Genomic DNA, 21,376 nt, shown 5'->3' with positions numbered 1-21,376 from the left:
GCTCGGGCCTCCAACCGGAGGCCGCATGAGAGCTTGGTGCTGGATGCTGTTGTGGACGCTGTGCACCCTGGCCAGCACGGCGCAGGCGCAGGAGGCGGAGCTGGTGGTCAACCAGCGCAAGGTCGTGAGCCTGCGCGCCACGCTCAAGGGCGAGACGCCGCAGGAGCGTGTGCAGGCCGCCGAGGCGGCACTCGCCGCCGCCCTGGCAGTGCCCGTGCCGGTGGATCGCGTCGAGCGGCAGGCCCTGGCCGGGGAGACGCCCGCGGTGCGACTGCGGGTGAACGATGTGGTGGTGCTGCATCTCGTGCCTGAGGATCTGGCCGGCCCGCAGGCCGGCAATCTGCTGGACGCCGCGGGCACAGATGCCGAGCGACGGTTGCGCGTCGCGGTGGCCGAGCTGCGCGAGGCGCGTGACCCGCGCCACTGGGCCCGCGGGCTCGCTGTCAGCGTGTTGGCCACGGTTGTCGCTGTCGTGCTGCTCAAGGCCCTGGCGGCCTTGCGGCGCCGCTTGTTGAGGCGGGCCGCTCGGCGCCTGGGCGACGTCAGCAGCCCCGGCACCGGCCTGCCCTGGTGGCGCGTGCCAGGCGAGCATGCCTTGGCGCTGTTGCGCGGTGTGGCGGGTCTTGCGAGTTGGGTCGTGGCCCTGGTGGTGCTGGACCTGTGGGCGAGTACCGTGCTGCGCCAGTTCGCGCCCACGCGGGCCTGGGGCGAGCGGGCCAGCGACTGGCTGCTGACGCAAGCGCTGGAGCTGGCGAGGTCGGCGCTCAGCGCCGTGCCAGGCCTGTTGACGGCCGGGCTCATCTTCCTGGTGGCACAAGGCGTGCTGCGCGTCGCGCGGGGTGTGCTGGAGCGGGTGGAGCAGGGCGAATTCACGCTGGCCGGGCTCGACGCCGACACCGCCGGGCCTACGCGTCGGCTCGTGGGGCTGGTGGTCTGGCTGTTTGCGCTCGCCATGGCCTACCCCTACCTGCCGGGCGCCAGCACGGAGGCCTTCAAGGGCGTGACGGTGCTCGCGGGCCTGATGGTCTCGCTCGGCGCGTCGGGCGTGGTGGGGCAGGTGATGGCGGGTCTGTCGTTGATGTACTCGCGGGCGCTGCGGGCCGGCGAGTACGTGCGCATCGGCGAGGTGGAGGGCACGGTCACACACCTCGGCGTGTTCTCTACCCGGCTGCACACGGGGCTGGGTGAAGAGGTGAGCCTGCCGAATGCCGTGGTGTTCGGCCAGCCCATCCGCAATTTCTCGCGGCTGGTGGAGGACGGCCAGTTCGTGCTGCACACGGCCGTCACCATCGGCTATGCCACGCCCTGGCGCCAGGTCCATGCCATGCTGCTGGAGGCGGCGCGGCGCACGCCGGGTGTGCTGCAAGCGCCGGCGCCGTACGTGGTGCAAACCGCGCTGAGCGACTTCTATGTGGAGTACCGCCTCTGCGCGCAGGGCAGCCGCGCCGCGCCACGGCTGCGGGCCCAGGCCCTGAGCCAGTTGCATGCGCACATCCAGGATGTGTTCAACGAGAACGGCGTGCAGATCATGTCGCCGCACTACCGGAGTGACCCGGCTTCGCCGCAGGTGGTGCCGGCCGGCCCCTGGTTCGCACCCGAAGCCGGGCCGCTGCCGCCGCCGCCCTGAGCTGGCCGCCGCGACTCAAATGCCTGACAGGAGAGATGCATGCCTGAGTACCTTGCGCCCGGTGTCTATGTGGAAGAGGTGTCGTTCCGTGCGCGGACGATCGAAGGCGTGGACACCACCACGGCCGGCTTCATCGGCCCCTGCCGGTATGGCCCCGTGGCCGGGGCGCCCGTGTTGCTGGAGAGCCTGTCGGCTTTCGTCGATCGATATGGCGATGCGCAGCCGCTGCGTTTCGGGGCCGACGGCAATGCGGTTGCCGTGACGGATCTCTATCACGCGGTGGCGAGCTTCTTTGCGCAGGGCGGGCGGCGGTTGTTCGTGAGCCGCGTCTACCGTCCGGTAGATGGAGGTCCGCCGCCGGACCTGGCGGCGGCCCTCCCGCCGGCGGGCGCGGTCGATGGCCACGCGCGTCTGCGGGTCGGCACCACGCCCGGCTTTCGTGTCGTGGCGCGCCACCCGGGGCGCCTGGGCAACCTGCAACTGCAGTTTGGTGTGAGGCTGGGGGCGAACCGGCTCCAGGCCGGGTCGCCGGTGTTGTCGGATGGCGATGTGGTGTGGATCTCCAGCGCCGCCGCGCGATTGCCGGCACCTGCCACCGGCAATACGCCGCCCACTGCGGCACGCGGCCTGCGGGAGTTGCCGTTGTACGTGGCGCGCCGCGATGCAGCGGGTGCCTGGACGTTCACCGGCTCGCTCGCCCCGGCAGGGGCACCGCCCGGTGCGACACGTTTCGCACTCGCTGATTTCGGCCTGAATGCCGCGCCGGGCAGCGGCGATCTGCTGAGCCCGGTCAGCCTGAGCCTGGACGTGCAGACCGCCGAGGGCAGGGCGCTCGCCACATGGCAAGACCTGTCACCCGACCCCGCACGCCCCGCGGATGTGGCGCAGCCAGGGCTGCTGGCCAGTTTTGCATTGACGCTGCCCGAGAGCCTGCCTGCGGCCGAAGGAGCGATGCGCCTGGTTGCCCTGCTCAATGGCAGCGCACCCGGGCAGGACCTGCTGCAGGATGGCATCGACCTGCTCGCGGCCCTGCAGTCGCTGGGCATGAGCCTGCAGATCACGCCTGCCGAATGGGCCGCCAGCGGCCAGCAGGAGCTGGTAACGCTGCGCCGCAAGTTCGAGCAGGGCCTGCTGGCCGTCGGCCTTCTGACCGGAGGGCACGACGGCCTGCTGCCGGATGAGGCGGCTTACGCGGGCCGACCGGCTGCCGAAGGCGTGGCGCCGCGAGGCCTGGGGCAGTTGGGCGCGGTGGACGGCATCGCCACCGTCGCGGCCCCGGGCCTGGGCCGCACAGGGCGATACACGCCGAGCGAGCTCTTGGCCATCAACCGCCAGCTCGTGGCGCACGCCGAAGGCCGGCGCGGTTGCATGGCCCTGATCGATCCCCCCGAGGGCGTGCTGCCGGGCGAGGTGGTGAGCTGGCGCGGTGCGTTCGACACCTCGCATGCCGCGCTCTACTACCCTTGGCTGCAAATCGCCGACCCCGCTGGTGGCCCGCCCTTGACCCTCCCGCCCTCCGGCCCGCTCGCTGGCATCTATGCCCGCAACGACCAGGCCGTCGGCGTGCACAAGTCGCCAGCCAACCAGGTGCTGCGGGGCATCCTCGGCTTCGAGCGGGTGCTGACCCTCAGGGACCAGGAGTTGCTCAACCCGGCAGGCATCAACGGCCTTCGCTTCTTCGAGGGGCGCGGCAACCTCGTCTGGGGCGCGCGCACGCTCAGCGCCGACCCGGAGTGGAAGTACGTGCAGGTGCGGCGCTATGTCGACTTTCTGTTCCGCAGCATCGACCTTGGCACGCAATGGGCGGTTTTCGAACCGAATGGCGAGGCGCTCTGGTCAAACGTTCGCCGGTGCGTGCAGGATTTCCTGTTGACCCAGTGGCAGTCCGGCGCGTTGCTGGGCACCAAGCCGGAGCAGGCCTACTTCGTGCAGTGCGACCGCACGACCATGAGCCCCGACGACCTGGCCCACGGCCGCCTCCGGCTGTTGATCGGCGTGGCGTTGCTCAAGCCCGCCGAGTTCGTCGTGGTGCGGGTGGGGCAGCAGACGGCAGTTGCCTAGCCGTGTGCGCCGGCGTCAGCGCTGTTGCCGCTGACGCTCGCCAAACAGCGCCTCGCGTGCCTGCGGGTCGGTCAGTGGGCGCCTCGCATCGGCCAGCACGGCCACGCCGCGCTGCACGGCGGGGCGGTGGGCGATCTCGTCGAACCAGCCTTTGAGGTGCGGGTAATCGGCCAGTTCCACCCCCTGGCTCTTCCAGGAGCGCAGCCAGGGGAAGACGGCGATGTCGGCAATGCTGTAGTCCGCGCCGCCGAGGTAAGTGGCGTGGGCCAGCCGCTTGTTGAGCACGCCGTACAAGCGCTGGGCCTCCTGGGTGTAGCGGTCGATGGCGTAGGGCAGCTGCTCGGGCGCGTAGGTGCGGAAGTGATGCGCCTGGCCGAGCATCGGGCCGATGCTGCCGACCTGGAACATCAGCCATTGCAGGACCTCGTACTTGCCGGCCACGTCGGCGGGCAGCAAGCGTCCGGTCTTGCCGGCGAGGTAGAGGAGGATGGCGCCGCTCTCGAACAGCGAGATCGGCTGGCCGTCCGGGCCGGCCGGGTCGACCAGGGCCGGGATCTTGTTGTTGGGGCTGATGGTCAGGAAGTCCGGCGCGAACTGCTCGCCCTTGCCGATGTCCACGGGATGCACCCGGTACGCAAGACCGCACTCCTCCAGCATGATGTGGACCTTGTGCCCGTTGGGCGTGGGCCATGAGTAGACTTCAAGCATTCGTCGCCTCCATCGGTGTGCCCGCGGGGACGTCTGTCTCAGTCCCGGCCAATCTCAGCAATCAGCCCGATTCTCACGACTCATGGTGGTAAAGCAAGTCAAGCACTGGCTCGTGACGCGCGCCAACGCCGCACGGTGGCGTCCGATCCACGACTGGGCCGAATCCCGCGGGGCGGAGTTCACGCTGGCGGAAGACGCGCAGGGCTTCCAGATCGACCAGCGCCAGGCGTCTCCCGGCCCGCTGCGCATCGAGTGGGGCGCCTCGCAGCGCGGCTATATCCCGGGCTTCGAGTTGCGCATGCGCTGCGAGATGGGGCTGCACGCGGAGTTGCAGCTGATGATCATGTGCCACAGCCTGATGGATCAGCTGGAGCACACGATCTTCGAGGCCTACACCGACACGCTCAAGACCCGGGCGGACGCCGACTTGCCCGAGGAAATGCGCTGGTTGGTGATGTTCCCGAAGTTCACGCCCACGCACTCGCAGATCCTGCGCGAGCGCTACGGCATCGTCGGGGTCACGAGCGATCTGGCCGGCTCCTGGGTCGAGTCCGATCTGGGCGAGGTGCTGGTTCAGGCCAGCCAGGACCTGCTGCCCCAAGGCCATCGCTTCGTGCTGATGTGCCTGCGCGGCAACCTCTACCTGCGCACCGAGATGGCCGAGGCCGAACTGCCCCAGGTGCAAGCCCTCGTGCGCCTGCTCGAAACCGCGGCGCGTGAGGCGCAGCGGGTGAACGGCCGCCTCTCCGAAGGCGGCGTCTGGCCCACCACCACCTCCATCGCCTGGACGCACAGCACCCGCCAGGGCGAGGCCTGAGCGGGCCTGTGCGGCTTGAGCCGCGGGGCGTCGCCTACGCCTTCTGCGCGAAGCTCCAGGCCATCTCGGCCAGCGGTCGCGCCGTGGCGGCGGTCTCCCGGGCTTGTGCGCTGGAGGCCGTGCCATCCACCACACGCTTGGCAATGCCCTGCACGATGGCCGCAATGCGGAACATGTTGTAGGCCATGTAGAAGTTCCAGTCGGCCATGACGGCGTTCACGTCGGCGCGGCCGGTGCGCTCGCAGTAGCGCTGAACATACTCGCGCTCGCTCGGGATGCCGAGTTCGGCCAGGTTCTTGCCGCCCAGGCCGCGGGCCGCCCCCGAGGTCTTGATGTGCCAGCTCATGCAGTGGTAGCTGAAATCGGCCAAGGGGTGGCCGAGCGTGGACAGCTCCCAGTCGAGCACCGCGATGATGCGCGGCTCGGTGGGGTGGAACACCACGTTGTCCATGCGGTAGTCGCCGTGCACGATGCTGACTTCAGCCTCGTCCCGCGCCGAGGCGGGGATGTGGGCCGGCAGCCAGGCCAGCAGCGCGTCCATGGCCGGATTGGCCTCTGTGACTGAGGCGAGGTATTGCTTGCTCCAGCGCCCGATCTGGCGCTCGAAGTAGTTGCCCGGCTTGCCGTACGCCGCCAGCCCCACCGCCTCGACATCGACCTGATGCAGCGCCGCGATGACGCGGTTCATCTCGTCGTAGTGGGCGGCACGCTCGGTCGGGCTCAGTCCCGGCAGGCTCTGGTCCCAGAGCACCCGGCCGGGCACGAAGCTCATCACGTAGAAGGCGCGGCCGATCACGCTCTCGTCTTCGCACAAGGCCAGCATGTCGGGCACCGGCACCGCGCTGCCTGCCAGCGCGCCCATCACCTGGAACTCGCGCTCGATGGCATGGGCCGACGGCAGCAGCTTGGCCACCGGGCCGGGCTTGCTGCGCATCACGTATTGCGCGCCCGGCGTCTTCAGCAAGTAGGTCGGGTTGGACTGCCCGCCCTTGAACTGCTCGATGGCCAGCGGGCCGGCAAAGCACTTCACGTGAGCGGACAGCCAGGCCTGCAGGGCGGCGGTGTCCAGCGGTTGGGCGAGGGGGCGGGTGCCGGTGAATGCTTCCATGGCAGGCAGGTGGTCAGGTGCAGCCGCGCATTCTGCGAGCCGGCGGGGGGCCGGCGTGTCGCGGCAGTGTCAGCGGGCGGCGGCGGCCAGCAGCTTCTCGCGGCTGAGCACCACCAGGCGCGTCGGCTCCACGCGGACGGCGCCTTCACGCTCGAAGGCTTTCAGCTCCTGGTTCACCCGCTGGCGCGAGGCGCCGAGCAATTGGGCGAGGTCTTCCTGGGCCAGCTGCAGGCCGATGCGGATCTCGTCACCCTCCTGCACGCCGTAGGAGCGCGCCAGCAGCAGCACCTGCTTGGCCAGGCGTGCCGCCAGCGGCCGGGTGTTGAGGTCTTCGATCATGTCGAACATCAGGCGCAGGCGCCGGCAGTTCAGGCGCAGCAGCGCGTCGTACAGCTCGGAGTGCGCCTTGAGCAGCGCATGAAAGTCGGCCTTGCGCACGCACAGCAACGTGGTGTCGCCATGCGCATAGGCATCGTGCGTGCGGGGCAGGCCGTCGAACAGGGCGATGTCGCCGAACCAGGTGCCGGGCTCCACGTAGGTGAGGGAGATCTGCTTGCCCGCGAGCGACACCGAGCTCACGCGCACCGCGCCCTTGGCCACGGCCGACCATTCCTCGGCAGGCTCGCCGCGGTGGGACAGCATGGTCTCGTCGGGCAGGCGGCGGACGTAGGCGCGCTGCAGGATGTCATTGCGCAGGGGTTCGGACAGCTTGGAGAACCAGGCGCCCTGGTCGATCTGCTGCCGTTCGGCGGGGGTCAGGCTGAGTGCGTTCATGCTGGGGTGGAATTGTGCCGGTCTGCCAAGGGGCTGAGCCGTCTTTCCCCATGCTAGAGTGCCTCGCGCCGATACCCTTCGTTACTCAACCCATCCGTAGCCGCACGCAGTCGATGCCCATCACGGCCCTGCGCCCGACGTTGCTCGGCGCCATCACTCCCGCTTTGGCACTGCTGTTGGGCCTGGCCACCCCAGGCGTACACGCGCTGGGCCTGGGCCGGCCCCAGGTGCAATCCACCCTCGGCCGCCCGCTGGATGTGACCTTCCCGCTGCTGCTGGCTGAGGGCGAGCAATTGGCCGACGGCTGCGCGCGCGCCGAGGTGATTGCCGGTGATGCGCGCGTGCCGGCCGGCCTGCTGCAGCTGCGGCTGGAAGGGGAGCCGGGTCAGCGGCGGGTGCGGCTGACCAGCCAGGTCGGCATCGACGAGCCGGCCCTGCGCATCACGTTGGCGCTCGGCTGCCCGCTGGTGTTGACCCGCGAGTTCAACGCCTTCATCGACCCGCCGGGTGGTGCATCGCAGGCTTCGGCCGCGGCGCCGCCGCCCGCGCCCGTCTACGCACCGCCCCCGCTGGTGGAAACCGCCCGGCTGGAGGTGCAGCCGCCCGCTCCGAAGCCCCGGCCGCGCCCGAAGCCTCGTGTGACCGGCCCGCGTCTCACGCTGGAGCAGCCGGAGATCCTGGCCTCCGCGGCGGCTCGCCCCGCGCGACCGGCGGCCTCGGCGGTCACGGAGCTGACGCCCGAGCTGGAAGCGCAGATCACCCAGCTGGAGCAGACCGTGGCGCAGTTGCGCGCCGAGATCCTGGCTCGCCAGCAGGCGGAGGGTGGCGCCGCGTCCGCGCCCGAGGCGGCCGTGCCGGCTTCGGCCGCCGCTTCCCCGCCTGAGGCGGCACCGGCGTCGGCCGCGCCGGCACCAGAGGCCTTCCGCGTGGCGCCGACGCTGGCGCCAGCGCCGCGGCCGTCGCCCTACCGGGACCCCATGACCTGGCTCTTGACCCTCGCCATGAGCCTGATTGCCGGCGCCGGGGCGTTCTACTTCAGCCGCTGGCGTGACCAGCGGGCCCGGCAGGAGCTGGCCTACTGGCGCGCCCTGCATGCGGCCGAAGGCGCCGGATTGCCGCGTGCCGTGCCGGCGGCGCCGGCAGCCGCGTCGGGCGTCGCGGCGCCTGTGCTGGCCGGGGCGATGGTTGGCGCCGAGGACAGTCCACACCAGATCACGCGCCCGCAGCCACGGCCCATGCCCTGGCCGCCGACACCCGCGGCGCCCACGGCTCCCCAGGCCGCCGTCATCCCGACGTCCATGCAAGCGACGCAGCCCCTGCCGGTGCGCGCTTCTGCAGAGCCGGTGGTGACCTCCGCACCCACGGGGCTGGACACCCTGGCTGATGAACTGCTGGACCTGCAGCAGCAGGTGGAGTTCCTGCTGCTGCTCGGCCAGCAGGACGCCGCCGCCGACTTGCTGGCAAGCCGCCTCACCCGCGGCCCGACGGGCGTGCAGACCGGCGCCATGCCTCACCTGATGCTGATGGAGCTGTGCCAGCAACGCGGCGACCCCGAGGCCTTCGCGGAACTGGTCACGCAGTTCCAGCAACGCTTCGGCAGCCTGGGGCCGGATTGGTCGCAGAGCCTGTCGCGTGGCCGCACGCTGGATGCCTCGCCGAGCGTGATGGCGCACCTGCAGGTGGTGTGGTCGGATTCGGCAGCCGCGATGCGGATGCTGCAGGAGCTGCTGGCCCACGGCCGCGGCCCGGGTGTGACGCAGTTCGACCTGCCGGCCTATCGCGACCTGCTGCTGCTGTACAGCGTCGCCCGCGACCTCTACGAGGCCGGCCTGCGCGGCGATGAGGTGGACCTCATGCTGCCGCTGGATTCCCGCTTCGACGGCTAGGCGCCTGCAGTCGGCTCAAAGGCCGAAGTCGCTCGCGTCCCCGTTCATGGCCTTCTCGATGAGCTTGCGGCTCAGCCGGTCGGACAGCAGCTCGGCAAACACGTACACGTAGTTGCGCAGGTAGGCGCCACGCTTGAACGCGATGCGGGTGACGTTGCTGCCCAGCAGGCTGCCCAGCGGGCGGGCGACCAGGTCGCTACCGGCGGGTTCCTCGCGCATCGCCATCTCGGCCACGATGCCCACGCCCATGCCCAGCCGCACATAGGTCTTGATGACATCGGAGTCGATGGCCTCCAGCACCACGTTGGGCGTGAGGTGGCGCGCCGCAAAGGCCTTGTCGATGCGCGTGCGTCCGGTGAAGCTGGGGTGGTAGGAGACCAGCGGTTCGGCGGCGAGCTGCTCCAGGCTGATGCGCTCGGCGCTGGCCAGCGGATGGTCGCGCGGCACCACCATCACGTGCTGCCATTCGTAGCAGGGCAGGGTGACGAGCTCCGCGTACTGGGCGAGCGATTCGGTGGCCAGGCCCAGGTCGGCGCTCTCGTCGAGCAGCATCTTCACGACCTGATCGGGGCTGCCCTGGTGCAGGCTGATGCGCAGTTGCGGCAGGTTCTTGCGCAGCTGGGCCACCGGCGCAGGCAGCACGTAGCGCGCCTGGGTGTGGGTGGTGGCGATGGAGAAGGTGCCACTGTCCTGACGCGAATACTCCTCGCCGATGCGCTTGAGGTTGCCCACCTCGCGCAGGATGATCTCGATGCAGGCCAGCACCTGCTGGCCCGGCTCGGTGATGCGGCGCAGGCGCTTGCCGTGGCGCGAGAAAATGTCGACGCCGAGCTCCTCTTCCAGCTCCAGGATGGCCTTGGACACGCCCGGCTGCGACGTGAACAGCGCCTTGGCGGTCTCGGTCAGGTTGAGATTGCGGCGTGCCGCTTCCTGCACGAAGCGGAATTGATGCAGGTTCATCGCAGCGGCTCCAGGCAGGCGTTGCACATCGCCTGCAGCACGGCCTCGTGCTCGCCCAGCGGCGGGTGCAGTTCCCACTGCACCGCACTGCCGTGGCGTTCGCGCAGGCTGTCCAGCAGCGGGGGGATATCGCGCCGCACATGGCCGCCCGTGCCCAGGAACAGCGGCATCACGTGCACCCGCGTGCAGCCGGCCGCGACGAGCTGCTCGGCAGCCTCCGGCAGGCCGGGCGTCATGAATTCGAGGAAGGCCAGCACCAGCGGTGTTTGAGGCCGCGACTCGCGCAGGCGCTGCGCAACGGCTTCGAAGGGGCGAGCCCAGGCCGGGTCACGCGCCCCGTGTGCGAACAACAGAAGACCATCCATCAGCGGTATCTCACGAGCCAGGTGAACGCAGCCATCGACAGGCCGAGGTAGAGCAGGCTGGGGGTGGCGGCCACGACCCAGGGCGTCCAGTTCTTCAGGAGGCCGAGGTGGCCGGCGACGTTGTTCAGCAGCACGAAGCTGATGCCCAGCATGATGCCGCCGAACACCTTGATGCTGATGCCGCCGGAGCGGCCGTGCAGGTAGGCGAAGGGCAGGGCCAGGGCCACCATCACGAAGCACGCGAAGGGGTAGAGGGCCTTGCGCCAGAACTGGATGTTGTGCGCCTGCGCGGACTGCTCCTGGGCCGACAGGTGGCGGGTGTAGCGGTACAGCTCCACGGTCGACATCGACATCGCGGGCAGCACCGCCGCCGCGATGACGCCGGCATGCAGCGAGCTTTGCCAGTCGAGTTTGTCGAGGCTTTGCTCGCTGACGACCACATTGCCCACCGGGCTGGCCCCGGCGGGCAGGCCGGGGTTCCAGACCGCGCGCTTGACCTGCTGCAGATGCCAGACCCCCTGGCCATCCACATCGACCTTGCGGGCCTCGGTGCGCGAGAGCAGCCGGCCTTCGGCATCGAACTCGAAGATGAAGACGTTCTCCAGGTCGCCGCCGCCGCCCACGCGACCGACCTTGACCGAGTAGCTGCGCTCCTGGCCGTCGACGGTTTGATGGTCTTTGAGCCAGGCGCCGCGCGTGCTTTGCGAGGCGTCGTGCGCGAAGCCGGCACGCAGGTCGTTGCCGCGGCGCTCGAACTCGGGGGCGACGTAGTCGCCGACGACAAAGGTCAGGATGGCGAACACCGCGGCGAGCCGGGCCAGCAGGCCGAGCGCCCGCGCGGGCCCCAGGCCGCCGGTGCGCAGGATGGTGAACTCGCTGCTCTGCGCCAGGCGGGCCAGCGCGAAGATGGCGCCGATCAGCACGGCGATCGGGAAGAGGGTGTAGAAGTTGCCCGGGATCTCCATTGCAGCCAGCAGCGCGGCCTTGCCCGCGCCCGCGCCGATGCGGGACATGCGATCGATCTCGTCGACGAAATCGTTGAAGAAGAACAGCGACAGGAAGGCCAGGGCCACGAGCAGCACCGAGCCGATGATGTCCTTGTAGAGCAGGCGGCGGACCGTCCTCATGCCGTGGCCTCCTTGGCGCGGCGGCGCAGGCAGAAGCGGTTGCCGTTGTCACGCAGCCAGATGAGGGTCAGCGCGAGCACGAAGGCGCCACCATGCAGGCCGAGCAGCGTCGGCGCCAGCGCGGCGGTGCCATTGCCCACGCGCGACACCGACACATTGATCGAGTTGAAGTACACGACGAAGGCGAGCAGCGCGAACAGCAGGTTCCAGTTGTTGGCCCGGCGCGGGTTGGAGGCCGCCACACCGATGCCCAGCAGCGCCATGTTGAAGCCCGCGAAGATCCAGCCCAGGCGCCACGCGATCTCGCCCTGGTTCTTGACCGTCAGGTTGCGCAGCAGATCGAGGGTGGGCGTGGCTTTGGGGGGCAGTTGGTTGGCGTTGGCGAGCACCTGCGTGTCGGTCATCACCTTGTACTGCTCGAAACGGGCGAGGCTTTTCTCGCCGGTCTTGAGCTGGGTCTCGTTGCGCTGACCGTGGTCCAGCACCAGCATGCGGTCGTCACCTTCCATCTCGAGCCGGCCGCGGGCGGAGGTGGTGACCGACTCCCGGTCGTTCTGGTTGGACAGGATGAAGACATTGCGCCCCGTGCCGGCATCGTCGCCGTCGCGTTCGATGAAGAACACGCGGCTGCCGTCGCGCGAGGTCTGGAACTGGCCCGGCGCCACGCGGGAGAGGTCGCTGCGCTTCTGGTAGCGGTCGCGGAGTTCGGCGCTGTTCTGGTTGCCCCAGGGCCACACCACCAACTCCAGCACCACGATCGCCAGCAGGATCGGCCAGGCCATGCGCAGCACCGGCCGGATGAAGCGGGACAGCGGCACGCCACTGGCGAACCAGATCGTCATCTCCGACTCGCGGTAGCGCCGCCCGAGCGTGGCCACCACGGCGATGAACAGCGACAGGTTCAGCATCGTGGCCAGGTGCGCCAGCGTGGCGTAACCCATCAGCAGCACCACATCCTGCGGCGCCACATTGCCGCCTGCGGCCTGCCCGAGTGTCTTGATCAGGGTCACCGTCAGCATGATGGTCAGGATGACCACAAGGGTGACCCCGAAGCTCCGCGCCAACTCGGACCGCGTGGATGAATCGAATAACATCAAACGCACTTCTTTCTACTTCCAGTCATTATGGACTTCAAGATTCAAACCGCTGAGCTCGATGGGCTCGCGGGCGTGGGTGCGGATGCGCTTGTCGTGGTGATCGCCGGTGAGGCGTTGCCCAAGGGTCTGGATGCAGCCGTGGCCAAGCAGGTGCAGGCCGCGATCAAGCTCGGCGACTTCGCGTTGAAGGCCGGCCAGGTGCTGACCCTGGCCCCGGCGGAAGGCGTCAAGGCGACCCGCCTGGTGTTGGCCGCCAGCGGCAAGGCGAGCCTGGCTGCCGCCCGCGCGGCATTGGGCGCCGCGCTGGGCCAGATCAAGTCGCGCGGCGTAGCGAGCGCCGCCGTCGCCTTTGCGGGTTTCGATGCTGCGCTGGCGGAGTCCCTGGCTGAGCAGACGGCCGTGGCCGCGACCGACGCCGTCTACGTCTACCGCCACACCAAGCCGAGCGCACCGGCGGCACCCAAGCTGGCCCGCGTGGCCCTGCTGGTGGGCAAGGCCGACTTGAAGGCTGCCAAGCTGGGCCTGGCCCGTGGCGAGGCAATCGCCGCCGGCGTCGAACTGGCCCGCGAATGCGCCAACCGTCCGGCCAACTACGCCACCCCGACCTACCTCGGCCAGGTGGTGCAGGCCCTGGGCAAGAGCCACGGCCTGAAGGTCGAGGTCCTGGACAAGAAGGCGGTGGAGAAGCTCGGCATGGGCAGCTTCCTGGCCGTGGCCCAGGGTTCGGACGAGCCGCTGCGCTTCATCGTGGCGCGCTACGACGGCGCGGCCAAGACCGTGCCGCCGGTCGTGCTGGTCGGCAAGGGCATCACCTTCGACACCGGCGGCATCTCGCTGAAGCCGGGCGCCGAGATGGACGAGATGAAGTTCGACATGGGCGGTGCGGCCAGCGTCATCGGCACGCTGCGCGCCGTGGCCGAACTCAAGCCCAAGCTGAATCTGGTGATGATCGTGGCCGCCTGCGAGAACATGCCCAGCGGTCGTGCGGTGAAGCCGGGCGATGTGGTGACGTCCATGTCGGGCCAGACCATCGAGATCCTGAACACCGACGCCGAAGGCCGCCTCATCCTGTGCGACGCGCTGACCTACGCGGAGCGCTTCAAGCCTGCCGTGGTGGTGGACGTGGCCACGCTGACCGGTGCCTGCGTCATCGCCCTGGGTGGCGTGCGCAGTGGCATGTATGCCAGCGATGACGAACTCGCCGCCGCGCTGACGGCTGCGGGCGATGCGGCGCTCGACCCGTGCTGGCGCATGCCGCTGGACGACGAGTACAACGAGGGCCTCAAGAGCAACTTCGCCGACGTGCCCAACATCGCCGGTCGTGCCGGTGGCTCGATCACGGCCGCCAAGTTCCTGCAGCGTTTTGCCACCAAGTACCGCTGGGGCCACCTCGACATCGCCGGTACGGCCTGGAAGGGCGGCGCCGCCAAGGGTGCCACCGGCCGGCCGGTGGGCCTGCTGACGCACTTCGTGCTGAGCCACGCCAAGTAAGACGTGGCGCTGCAGGTCAGCTTCTACAGCGACGCGGCCGACCCGCTGCACTTCGCCTGCCGGCTCATCCGGCGGGCGCTGGCGACGGGCAAGCCGGTGGGGGTGTGCGTGCCGGCCGCCGAGGCGGCTCGGCTGGACCAGTTGCTCTGGACCTTCGAAGCCACTGAGTTCATCCCTCACCGCCGCTGGGACGGCTCGTCACCGGCAGCGCCTGGCGAGGTGCTGCTGGTGGACGACGCCGCGCGGCTGCCGCACCGCGGCCTGCTGCTCAACCTCGCCGACGACATGCCCGGCGACGTGATGGCTTTTGAGCGCGTGCTCGAAGTCATCGGGCACGACCCCGCGCGCGTTCAAGCGGGGCGTGCGCGCTACCGTCGCTACAGCCAATCCGGCGCCAAGCTGGACCATTTTTCGGCGGCGGGTTGACCGCGGGCAAAGCCGTCTCGTTGCGGCGTGCCCACGGCCGATGCGTCCACGCTTTCCCGAATGAGAGGGCCTCGGATTTGGGGTATGTTCATTCGGTTGAAAACTCAACGTTCTCTGTCGTTCCTCTCTCATCCAAACTGGAGTTGATCCATGCAAATCAAGCTGAATATCGTGGTGGGTGCAGTGGCAGCACTGCTCAGCGGCGCCGCCATGTCGCAGGACCTGGTCGTCAAGATCGGCCACGTCGGCCCGACCAGCGGCGCGATCGCCCACCTCGGCAAGGACAATGAGCTGGGCGCTCGTCTGGCCATCGAGGAACTGAACGCCAAGGGCGTGACCATCGGCGGCAAGAAGGCCAAGTTCGAACTGCTGGCCGAAGACGACGCTGGCGATCCGAAGCAAGGCACCGCGGCTGCGCAGAAGCTGGTCGACTCCAAGGTCAACGGCGTCATCGGCCACCTGAACTCCGGCACCTCCATCCCCGCCTCCAAGGTCTACAGCGACGCCGGCATCCCGCAGATCTCGCCGTCCGCCACCAACCCCAAGTTCACCCGCAACGGCTACAAGACCACCTTCCGCGTCGTGGCTGACGACGTGCACCTGGGCGGCACGCTGGGCAAGTACTCGGTGACCACGCTGAAGGGCAAGTCCATCGCCGTCATCGACGACCGCACCGCTTACGGCCAGGGCGTGGCCGACGAGTTCGAAAAGGGCGTCAAGGCGGCTGGCGGCAAGGTCGTCGGCCGTGAGTTCACCAACGACAAGGCCACGGACTTCACCGCCATCCTGACCTCCCTGAAGGGCAAGAAGCCCGACGTCGTCTTCTTCGGCGGCATGGACGCCGTGGCCGGCCCGATGCTGCGCCAGATGAAGCAGCTCGGCATCGAAGCCAAGTTCATGGGCGGCGACGGCATCTGCTCGGGCGAACTGCCCAAGCTGGCCGCCGGCACCATGGCTGACGGCCAGGTCGTCTGCGCCGAGGCCGGTGGCGTCGAGGGCGAAGCCAAGAAGTCCATGGACGACTTCAAGGCCAAGTTCAAGAGCAAGTTCAACGTCGACGTGCAGATCTACGCGCCCTACGTGTACGACGCCGTCAACGTGATGGTCGCTGCCATGGTCAAGGCCAACTCCGCCGAGCCGGCGAAGTACCTGCCCGTGCTGGCCAAGACCGCTGGCTACAAGGGCGTGACCGGCACCATCGCCTTCGACGACAAGGGCGACATCAAGAACGGCGCCCTGACGCTCTACACCTACAAGGGCGGCAACCGCGAGCAGATCGCCGTCGTGCGCTGATCCCGAACGCCTCCGCTCCTGCAAGCCCGCCGCCCGGCGGGCTTTTTTTCGTCTTGTCGCGGGTCGGCGTGTCTGCGGCCAGCGCGTTCGGGCGTGTGTGGCGGGTGAATGTCGCAAGGCGTGAATACTCCCCGAAAGCAGCGTCTCGGTAAATATTGACGACGCGGGGAACTACGGCTGCGCGGCTGTTACGCACGCTGCACATAAGTGATTGCTTTGGGGTTTTGGCAGGTTTGCGCGTGCGTTCCGCACGCTTTGGCTGCGTCCGTCGTGCGCCCGAAGTTGGCTTTGCGTTCTACTCCCGCCCGTCATCACGCGCGGCGCTGGGGAGTCGCCGAACAGGGCACGCCGGCGTCACATCTTCAGGGTCCGCGCACCCTCCAAACGGGGGGCTTTCAAGGCGGGGTGCCAGAGGCATGATGCCGGCGCGATCAGAGGCTGGTCGGCTACGGTCATTGCAAAGCCGGTTGTCGACCCCGCGCGAACCCGCCGGACTGTCTCCGAAGCGCCCTCAGGCTCGGAACAGCCACTTGGTGGGTTAGAGATGCCAGGTGTCTGCGCTGGGGTGGTGAATGAAATATCGATTGTTTTCGAATTTCGTTGATCAATATGCGATTGAGGGTGCCAAGCAGTAGGTGATCGGGGATGCAAATGATTCGAATATTCAACCACTATCTGCATAAACAAACTCTGCTACAGGTTTGTTTTGACCTGGGCCTGATTGTTTTTGCCGTGATTGCAGTGGTGCTGAGCCAAGGCGAGTCGGCGCAGACGGTGCTGCCGTTTGCCGCGTCGCATGGCCTGTCCCTCGCGGGCTGCATGTTCGTCATCAATTCAGCGACGGGTTTCTACCAGCACGTCCACAACCGCTCGGTCACCGAGTCCTGCGCACGTGCGCTGTTCGGATTGCTCTTCGGCCTGCCGCTGGCGTACATGATCTTCAGCCTGGTGCCGTCCAACACGACGCATCGGGACTCGCTCACGCTGGTGGCCATGGTGGCGGTGGCGGCCGTGATGGTGCACCGGGTCTATGCGGCGCACTCCGGCGCGCAGGCGCGCATGCGCAGTCGCATCCTGATCTTCGGCACCGGCAAGGCAGCGCTGACGGTGGGCAACACCCTGCGGGCCTCGGACCCGCACGCCCAGATCGTCGGCTTCTATGCCGGCCCGAATGAAGACCAGCCGGATGTGCCGGCCAGCGAGATCATCAACGACGGCGCCAACCTCACCGAGGCCGCGCTGAAGCACAACGTCGACGAGATCGTGGTGGCCCTGACCGAGCGCCGCGGCGGCAGCATGCCGCTGCGCCAGTTGCTGGACTGCAAGCTGTCGGGCGTGCGCGTGGTCGACATCGCCACCCATTTCGAGAAGACCCTGGCTCAGATCAACATCAAGCACGTCAATGCCGGTTGGCTGGTGTTTGGTGATGGCTTCAGCCAGGGCATGCTGCGCGCTGCCATCAAGCGGGTGAGCGATGTGATCTTCGCCACGCTGATCCTGCTGCTGACGCTGCCGATCATGCTGGTCACGGCAATCGCCATCCGACTGGAGTCCCGCGGCCCGGTGCTGTATCGCCAGGAGCGGGTCGGCTTGAACGGCGTGCCGTTCAAGGTGATCAAGTTCCGCAGCATGCGCACCGACGCCGAGAAGGACGGCAAGCCGCGCTGGGCCACCAAGAACGATGACCGCGTGACGCGCGTCGGCCGGTTCATCCGCAAGGTCCGCATCGACGAACTGCCGCAGCTCTTCAACGTGCTGTGGGGCGAGATGAGCATGGTGGGCCCGCGTCCGGAGCGGCAGTTCTTCGTGGATGAGCTGATCAGCAAGATCCCGTACTACGCGGTGCGCCACAGCGTGAAGCCGGGCGTCACCGGCTGGGCGCAGGTGCGCTACGAATATGGCTCCACCATCGAGGATTCGGTCGAGAAGCTGCAGTACGACCTGTACTACGTGAAGAACCATTCGCTGTTCCTCGATCTGCTGATCATGCTGGAGACCGTGGCGGTGGTGCTGACCGGCAAGGGCGCGCGCTGACCGCGCCGGGCCGCCCCGGATGTGGCGGCGTTAGACGGGATGGGCAGGCGCCATGTGGCGTGCTTGAATCCTGGATGTCTGCGACTTTGCTGAATTGGGCGCTGCGCCGAATGTCATGACCGAGGTGCTGGCCCCCTTTCTTGTCCTGAGCAGCCTCAGTGCGCTGGTGGCCCTGCTGGCTTATGGCGGCCTGGGGTTGTACTTCGCCCAGCGGCTGGTGGTTGGCGGGCAGCCCGTCACGCGCGTGGCCGTCACCTTCCTGCTGGCGCTGGCGTTCAGCACAGCCTGGGCCGGCGCCGTGCTGCTGGAGGGCGTGAGCCATTGGTCGGCACGGCCGCCGGGCTGGATCGCGCCGACGCTGGACCTCCTTCGGGTGTGCTGCTGGTACGCCTTCATGTTGATGCTGCTGCCCCCGCCGCGGCGTGGCGGTGCCTTCGGCCTGCTGAGGCCGCTTGCAGCGGGCGTGCTGCTGTTGTCGTTTGGCCTGGTCTTCTGGTCAGACGGGCTGCCTGCGGGTGCGCTTGCGCGGCCTCAGGGCTTCGCGGCCCTGGCCACGGCCGTGCTGGGCCTGGTGCTGGTCGAGCAGATGTTGCGCAACGCCACGGGCGATGCGCGCTGGAATGCCAAGCCGGTCTGCCTCGGGCTCGGGGCGATCTTCGTGTTCGACCTTTTCGTCGGTTCCCAGGCCGCCTTGTTCGAGCGGTTCGACGGTGACGCGATCAGCGTGCGTGCCCTGGTGCATGCGGCAGCCGTGCCGCTGCTCTACGTGGCGTCGCGCCGCCATGGCGACTGGCTGGGCAAGCTGCACGTGTCGCGAGCGGCGGTGTTCCATTCGGCCACGCTGTTGCTGGTGGGCGCCTATCTGCTGATCGTGGCCGGCGTCGGTTACTACGTGCGCTACACCAGCGGCGACTGGGGGCGCGCGCTGTCGGTGGCCCTGGTCTTCGTGGCGCTGGTGGCGCTGGCACTGCTGGTGGCCTCGGGCTCGATGCGATCGCGATTGCGGGTCTACATCAGCAAGAACTTCTTCAGCTACCGCTACGACTACCGGGAAGAGTGGCTGCGCTTCACGCAGTTGCTGTCGGGCAGCACGGCGCCCGAGCACACCTCCGAAACCGTCGTCAAGGCGCTGGCCAACCTGGTGGAGAGCCCGAGCGGCATGCTCTGGATGCAGCGCTCGTCGGGCGGCGATTTCCTGCAGGCGGCACGCTGGAACCTGTCCCATGAGGTCGCAAGCGAACCGCGGGACGGTGCTCTGGCGCGGTTCTGGCAGCAGCGCGCCTGGATCATCGACATCGACGAATGGCGCGCTCGCCGCGAGGCCTATCCGGAGCTCGACCTGCCGGCGTGGCTGGTGGCCGATGACCGGTGCTGGTTGCTGGTGCCCCTGCTGGTGCGGGAGGCGTTGATCGGCTTCGTCGTCCTGGGGCGGCCGCGGGCGACCGTGGAATTGAACTGGGAGGTGCGCGACCTGCTGCGCACTGCGGCAAGCCAGGCGTCGGGCTATCTGGACCAAGCCCTGGTCACCGAGGCCCTGCTGGAGGCGCGCAAGTTCGACGCCTTCAATCGCATGTCGGCCTTTGTCGTGCACGACCTGAAGAACATCGTCACGCAGCTGTCGCTGATGATGAAGAACGCCAAGCGCCTGCGTGACAACCCTGAGTTCCAGCAGGACATGCTCGACACCGTCGAGAACTCGCTCGAGAAGATGCGCCAGCTGATGCTGCAACTGCGGGAAGGTGACAAGCCGCATGGTGTGACCAGTGGCGTTGACCTGGAGCAGATCGCCCGCCGTCTGGCCTCGGCCGCGGCCAGCAAGGGGCGAACGCTGGAACTGGTGCTGCAGCCGGGTGTCAGCACGCGGGGGCATGTGGAGCGCGTGGAGCGGGTGTTGGGCCACGTGGTGCAGAACGCCTTCGATGCCACGCCCGCCAACGGTCGCGTCAGCCTCACCCTGGACGCTCAAGGCAGCCAAGCCCGCGTTCGCGTGGAAGACACGGGCTGCGGAATGACCGAGGATTTCATCCAGAATCGTCTCTTCAAGCCGTTCCAGACCACCAAGGCCAGCGGCATGGGCATTGGCGCCCACGAGAGCTACCAATACGTGCATGAACTGGGGGGAAAGATCAGCGTGCAAAGTGAAGTGAACCAGGGGACGACCGTCACCCTGCTGCTGCCCTTGTTCCATGCCCAGACCGAGGCGCCGCTGACGGCGCTCGACGTCCAATGAGCACGCCCCGACACGCCCCCCTGCTGATCGTCGAGGACGACCTCGCGCTGCAGAAGCAGCTCAAGTGGTCTCTCGATCGTTTTGAGTCCGTCACCGCCGACGACGTGGCCAGCGCCGTGCTGCAGTTCCGCCGCAACAACCCGGCCGTGGTCACCATGGACCTGGGCCTGCCGCCGGACCGGGACTCGGTCTCGGAGGGGTTCAAGTGCCTGGAGAAGCTGCTGGAGCTCGACCCCGCGGTCAAGGTCATCGTGCTCACCGGTCAGAACGACCAGGAGAACGCACTGCGCGCCATCCGCATGGGGGCCTACGACTTCCTGGCCAAGCCGGTCGACCCCGATGTGCTGAGCCTGACGGTGGAACGCGCCTACCGCCTCTACGAACTGCAGCAGGAGAACCGTCGCTTGCAGATGCAGCAGAGCAGCGATGTCTTCTCGGGCCTCATCACGCGCGATGCCGGCATGCAGCGCGTGTGCCGCATGATCGAGAAGGTGGCGCCCAGCGATGCGACCGTGCTGCTGCTGGGCGAGAGCGGCACCGGCAAGGAAGTGCTGGCCCAAGCTCTGCACGATGCCTCCCGGCGCAAGGGCAAGTTCGTGGCCATCAACTGCGCGGCCATCCCCGAGACCTTGCTGGAGAGCGAGCTCTTCGGTTACGAGAAGGGCGCCTTCACCGGGGCGACCAAGTCCACCCTGGGTAAGATTGAGGTGGCCAACGGCGGCACGCTGATGCTGGACGAAATCGGTGATCTGCCGATGCCGTTGCAGGCCAAGCTGCTGCGCTTCCTGCAGGAGCGCACCATCGAGCGGGTGGGCGGACGCCAGGAGATCCCGATCGACGTGCGGGTGGTGGGCGCCACGCACCAGGATCTGAAGTCCCGCATCGCCGATGGGCGTTTCCGTGAGGACCTGTTCTACCGCCTGGCCGAGATCGTCGTGGAGATTCCGCCACTGCGTGATCGCATGGGCGATGCCGTGCTGGTGGCGCATGCCTTCCTGAGGCGCTTTGCCGCCGAGCAGCGCCGCCCCGCCTTTGCCTTGTCGGAAGATGCCATCCGGGCCTTGGAGGCCCATCGCTGGCCTGGCAATGTGCGCGAACTGCAGAACCTCATCAAGCGCGCCGCCATCATGGCGGATGGTGACCGCATCACGGCGGCAGACCTTGGCCTCAAGCCGCCCCAGGCCGACGAGAGCGAGTCGCCCGAGCCGACGCTGGACTTGCGCACCGTGCGGGAGCGCGCGGAGCGACAGGCCGTGGTGGCGGCGCTGTCGCGTTCCGATGGGAACATCGTGCGAGCTGCCGAGATGCTCGGCGTCAGCCGCCCGACGCTGTACGACCTCATGAGCAAGCTGCAAATCAAATGACACCAAAG

Annotated in this window: 17 protein-coding genes; 10 read left to right on the top strand and 7 right to left on the bottom strand. The window is 68.3% G+C overall.

The genetic code is table 11. The annotated features are described in order from the left end of the window. Positions 1-25: 25 nt before the first annotated feature. On the top strand, positions 26-1,627 hold the full coding sequence (locus CDO81_RS03360) for a mechanosensitive ion channel family protein (RefSeq protein ID WP_088481722.1): 1,602 nt from the start codon (positions 26-28) through the stop codon (positions 1,625-1,627). A gap of 39 nt (positions 1,628-1,666) precedes the next feature. Beyond that, entirely contained in the window at positions 1,667-3,688 is a 2,022-nt protein-coding gene (locus tag CDO81_RS03355; RefSeq protein ID WP_088481721.1) for a phage tail sheath family protein, read from the top strand. Positions 3,689-3,703: 15 nt separating this feature from the next. Here CDO81_RS03355 and CDO81_RS03350 read toward each other — a convergent pair whose 3' ends face one another. After that, the gene (locus tag CDO81_RS03350) at positions 3,704-4,396 is read right to left on the bottom strand and encodes a glutathione binding-like protein (RefSeq protein WP_088481720.1); all 693 of its coding nucleotides are present in this window, start codon (positions 4,394-4,396) and stop codon (positions 3,704-3,706) included. Positions 4,397-4,478: 82 nt separating this feature from the next. Here CDO81_RS03350 and CDO81_RS03345 point away from each other — a divergent pair, with 82 nt between their 5' ends. Next, complete coding sequence (locus CDO81_RS03345) at positions 4,479-5,213, top strand: hypothetical protein (RefSeq protein WP_088481719.1); 735 nt, start codon at positions 4,479-4,481, stop codon at positions 5,211-5,213. 34 nt (positions 5,214-5,247) lie between these two features. On the opposite strand, the gene CDO81_RS03340 is transcribed toward CDO81_RS03345, so the two are convergent. Both CDO81_RS03340 and CDO81_RS03335 read right to left on the bottom strand, forming a co-directional pair. Continuing rightward, a complete protein-coding gene (locus CDO81_RS03340) occupies positions 5,248-6,330 on the bottom strand; it encodes a phosphotransferase (RefSeq protein WP_420893061.1) in 1,083 nt (360 codons plus the stop codon). A gap of 60 nt (positions 6,331-6,390) precedes the next feature. Beyond that, positions 6,391-7,095 (bottom strand): Crp/Fnr family transcriptional regulator, encoded by a 705-nt coding sequence (locus tag CDO81_RS03335; protein ID WP_088481717.1) that lies wholly within the window; start codon positions 7,093-7,095, stop codon positions 6,391-6,393. 113 nt (positions 7,096-7,208) lie between these two features. Here CDO81_RS03335 and CDO81_RS03330 point away from each other — a divergent pair, with 113 nt between their 5' ends. Beyond that, the gene (locus CDO81_RS03330; RefSeq protein ID WP_088481716.1) at positions 7,209-8,981 is read left to right on the top strand and encodes a type IV pilus assembly protein FimV; all 1,773 of its coding nucleotides are present in this window, start codon (positions 7,209-7,211) and stop codon (positions 8,979-8,981) included. Positions 8,982-8,996: 15 nt separating this feature from the next. On the opposite strand, the gene CDO81_RS03325 is transcribed toward CDO81_RS03330, so the two are convergent. The 4 genes from CDO81_RS03325 to lptF are packed head-to-tail and all read right to left on the bottom strand — an operon-like array spanning position 8,997 to position 12,527. Next, entirely contained in the window at positions 8,997-9,941 is a 945-nt protein-coding gene (locus CDO81_RS03325) for a CysB family HTH-type transcriptional regulator (protein WP_088481715.1), read from the bottom strand. Beyond that, a complete protein-coding gene (locus CDO81_RS03320) occupies positions 9,938-10,306 on the bottom strand; it encodes a sirohydrochlorin chelatase (protein ID WP_088481714.1) in 369 nt (122 codons plus the stop codon). The genes CDO81_RS03325 and CDO81_RS03320 overlap by 4 nt, the downstream gene beginning before the upstream one ends. Further along, on the bottom strand, positions 10,306-11,433 hold the full coding sequence (gene lptG, locus CDO81_RS03315; protein ID WP_088481713.1) for an LPS export ABC transporter permease LptG: 1,128 nt from the start codon (positions 11,431-11,433) through the stop codon (positions 10,306-10,308). Before lptG ends, CDO81_RS03320 begins: the two co-directional genes overlap by 1 nt. Further along, on the bottom strand, positions 11,430-12,527 hold the full coding sequence (lptF, locus tag CDO81_RS03310; RefSeq protein WP_088481712.1) for an LPS export ABC transporter permease LptF: 1,098 nt from the start codon (positions 12,525-12,527) through the stop codon (positions 11,430-11,432). Before lptF ends, lptG begins: the two co-directional genes overlap by 4 nt. 30 nt (positions 12,528-12,557) lie before the next feature. Here lptF and CDO81_RS03305 point away from each other — a divergent pair, with 30 nt between their 5' ends. The 6 genes from CDO81_RS03305 to prsR all read left to right on the top strand — a co-directional run bounded on the left by CDO81_RS03305 (position 12,558) and on the right by prsR (position 21,368). After that, positions 12,558-14,021 (top strand): leucyl aminopeptidase, encoded by a 1,464-nt coding sequence (locus tag CDO81_RS03305; protein ID WP_088481711.1) that lies wholly within the window; start codon positions 12,558-12,560, stop codon positions 14,019-14,021. 3 nt (positions 14,022-14,024) lie between these two features. Beyond that, a complete protein-coding gene (locus CDO81_RS03300; protein ID WP_088481710.1) occupies positions 14,025-14,447 on the top strand; it encodes a DNA polymerase III subunit chi in 423 nt (140 codons plus the stop codon). Positions 14,448-14,597: 150 nt separating this feature from the next. Then, positions 14,598-15,740 (top strand): branched-chain amino acid ABC transporter substrate-binding protein, encoded by a 1,143-nt coding sequence (locus tag CDO81_RS03295; RefSeq protein ID WP_088481709.1) that lies wholly within the window; start codon positions 14,598-14,600, stop codon positions 15,738-15,740. Positions 15,741-16,385: 645 nt separating this feature from the next. Next, positions 16,386-17,774, top strand: a complete 1,389-nt coding sequence (locus CDO81_RS03290) for a TIGR03013 family XrtA/PEP-CTERM system glycosyltransferase (protein ID WP_338153592.1) — start codon at positions 16,386-16,388, stop codon at positions 17,772-17,774. A gap of 115 nt (positions 17,775-17,889) precedes the next feature. Next, a complete protein-coding gene (gene prsK / locus CDO81_RS03285; RefSeq protein ID WP_088481707.1) occupies positions 17,890-20,004 on the top strand; it encodes an XrtA/PEP-CTERM system histidine kinase PrsK in 2,115 nt (704 codons plus the stop codon). Further along, positions 20,001-21,368, top strand: a complete 1,368-nt coding sequence (prsR, locus tag CDO81_RS03280) for a PEP-CTERM-box response regulator transcription factor (RefSeq protein WP_088481706.1) — start codon at positions 20,001-20,003, stop codon at positions 21,366-21,368. Before prsK ends, prsR begins: the two co-directional genes overlap by 4 nt. Positions 21,369-21,376 lie beyond the last annotated feature (8 nt).

The organism is Roseateles puraquae, assembly GCF_002205845.1.
Classification (GTDB): domain Bacteria; phylum Pseudomonadota; class Gammaproteobacteria; order Burkholderiales; family Burkholderiaceae_C; genus Pelomonas; species Pelomonas puraquae.
The sequence above is the reverse complement of the archived record's forward strand: the minus strand, read 5'-3'. Positions and strand labels throughout refer to the sequence as shown.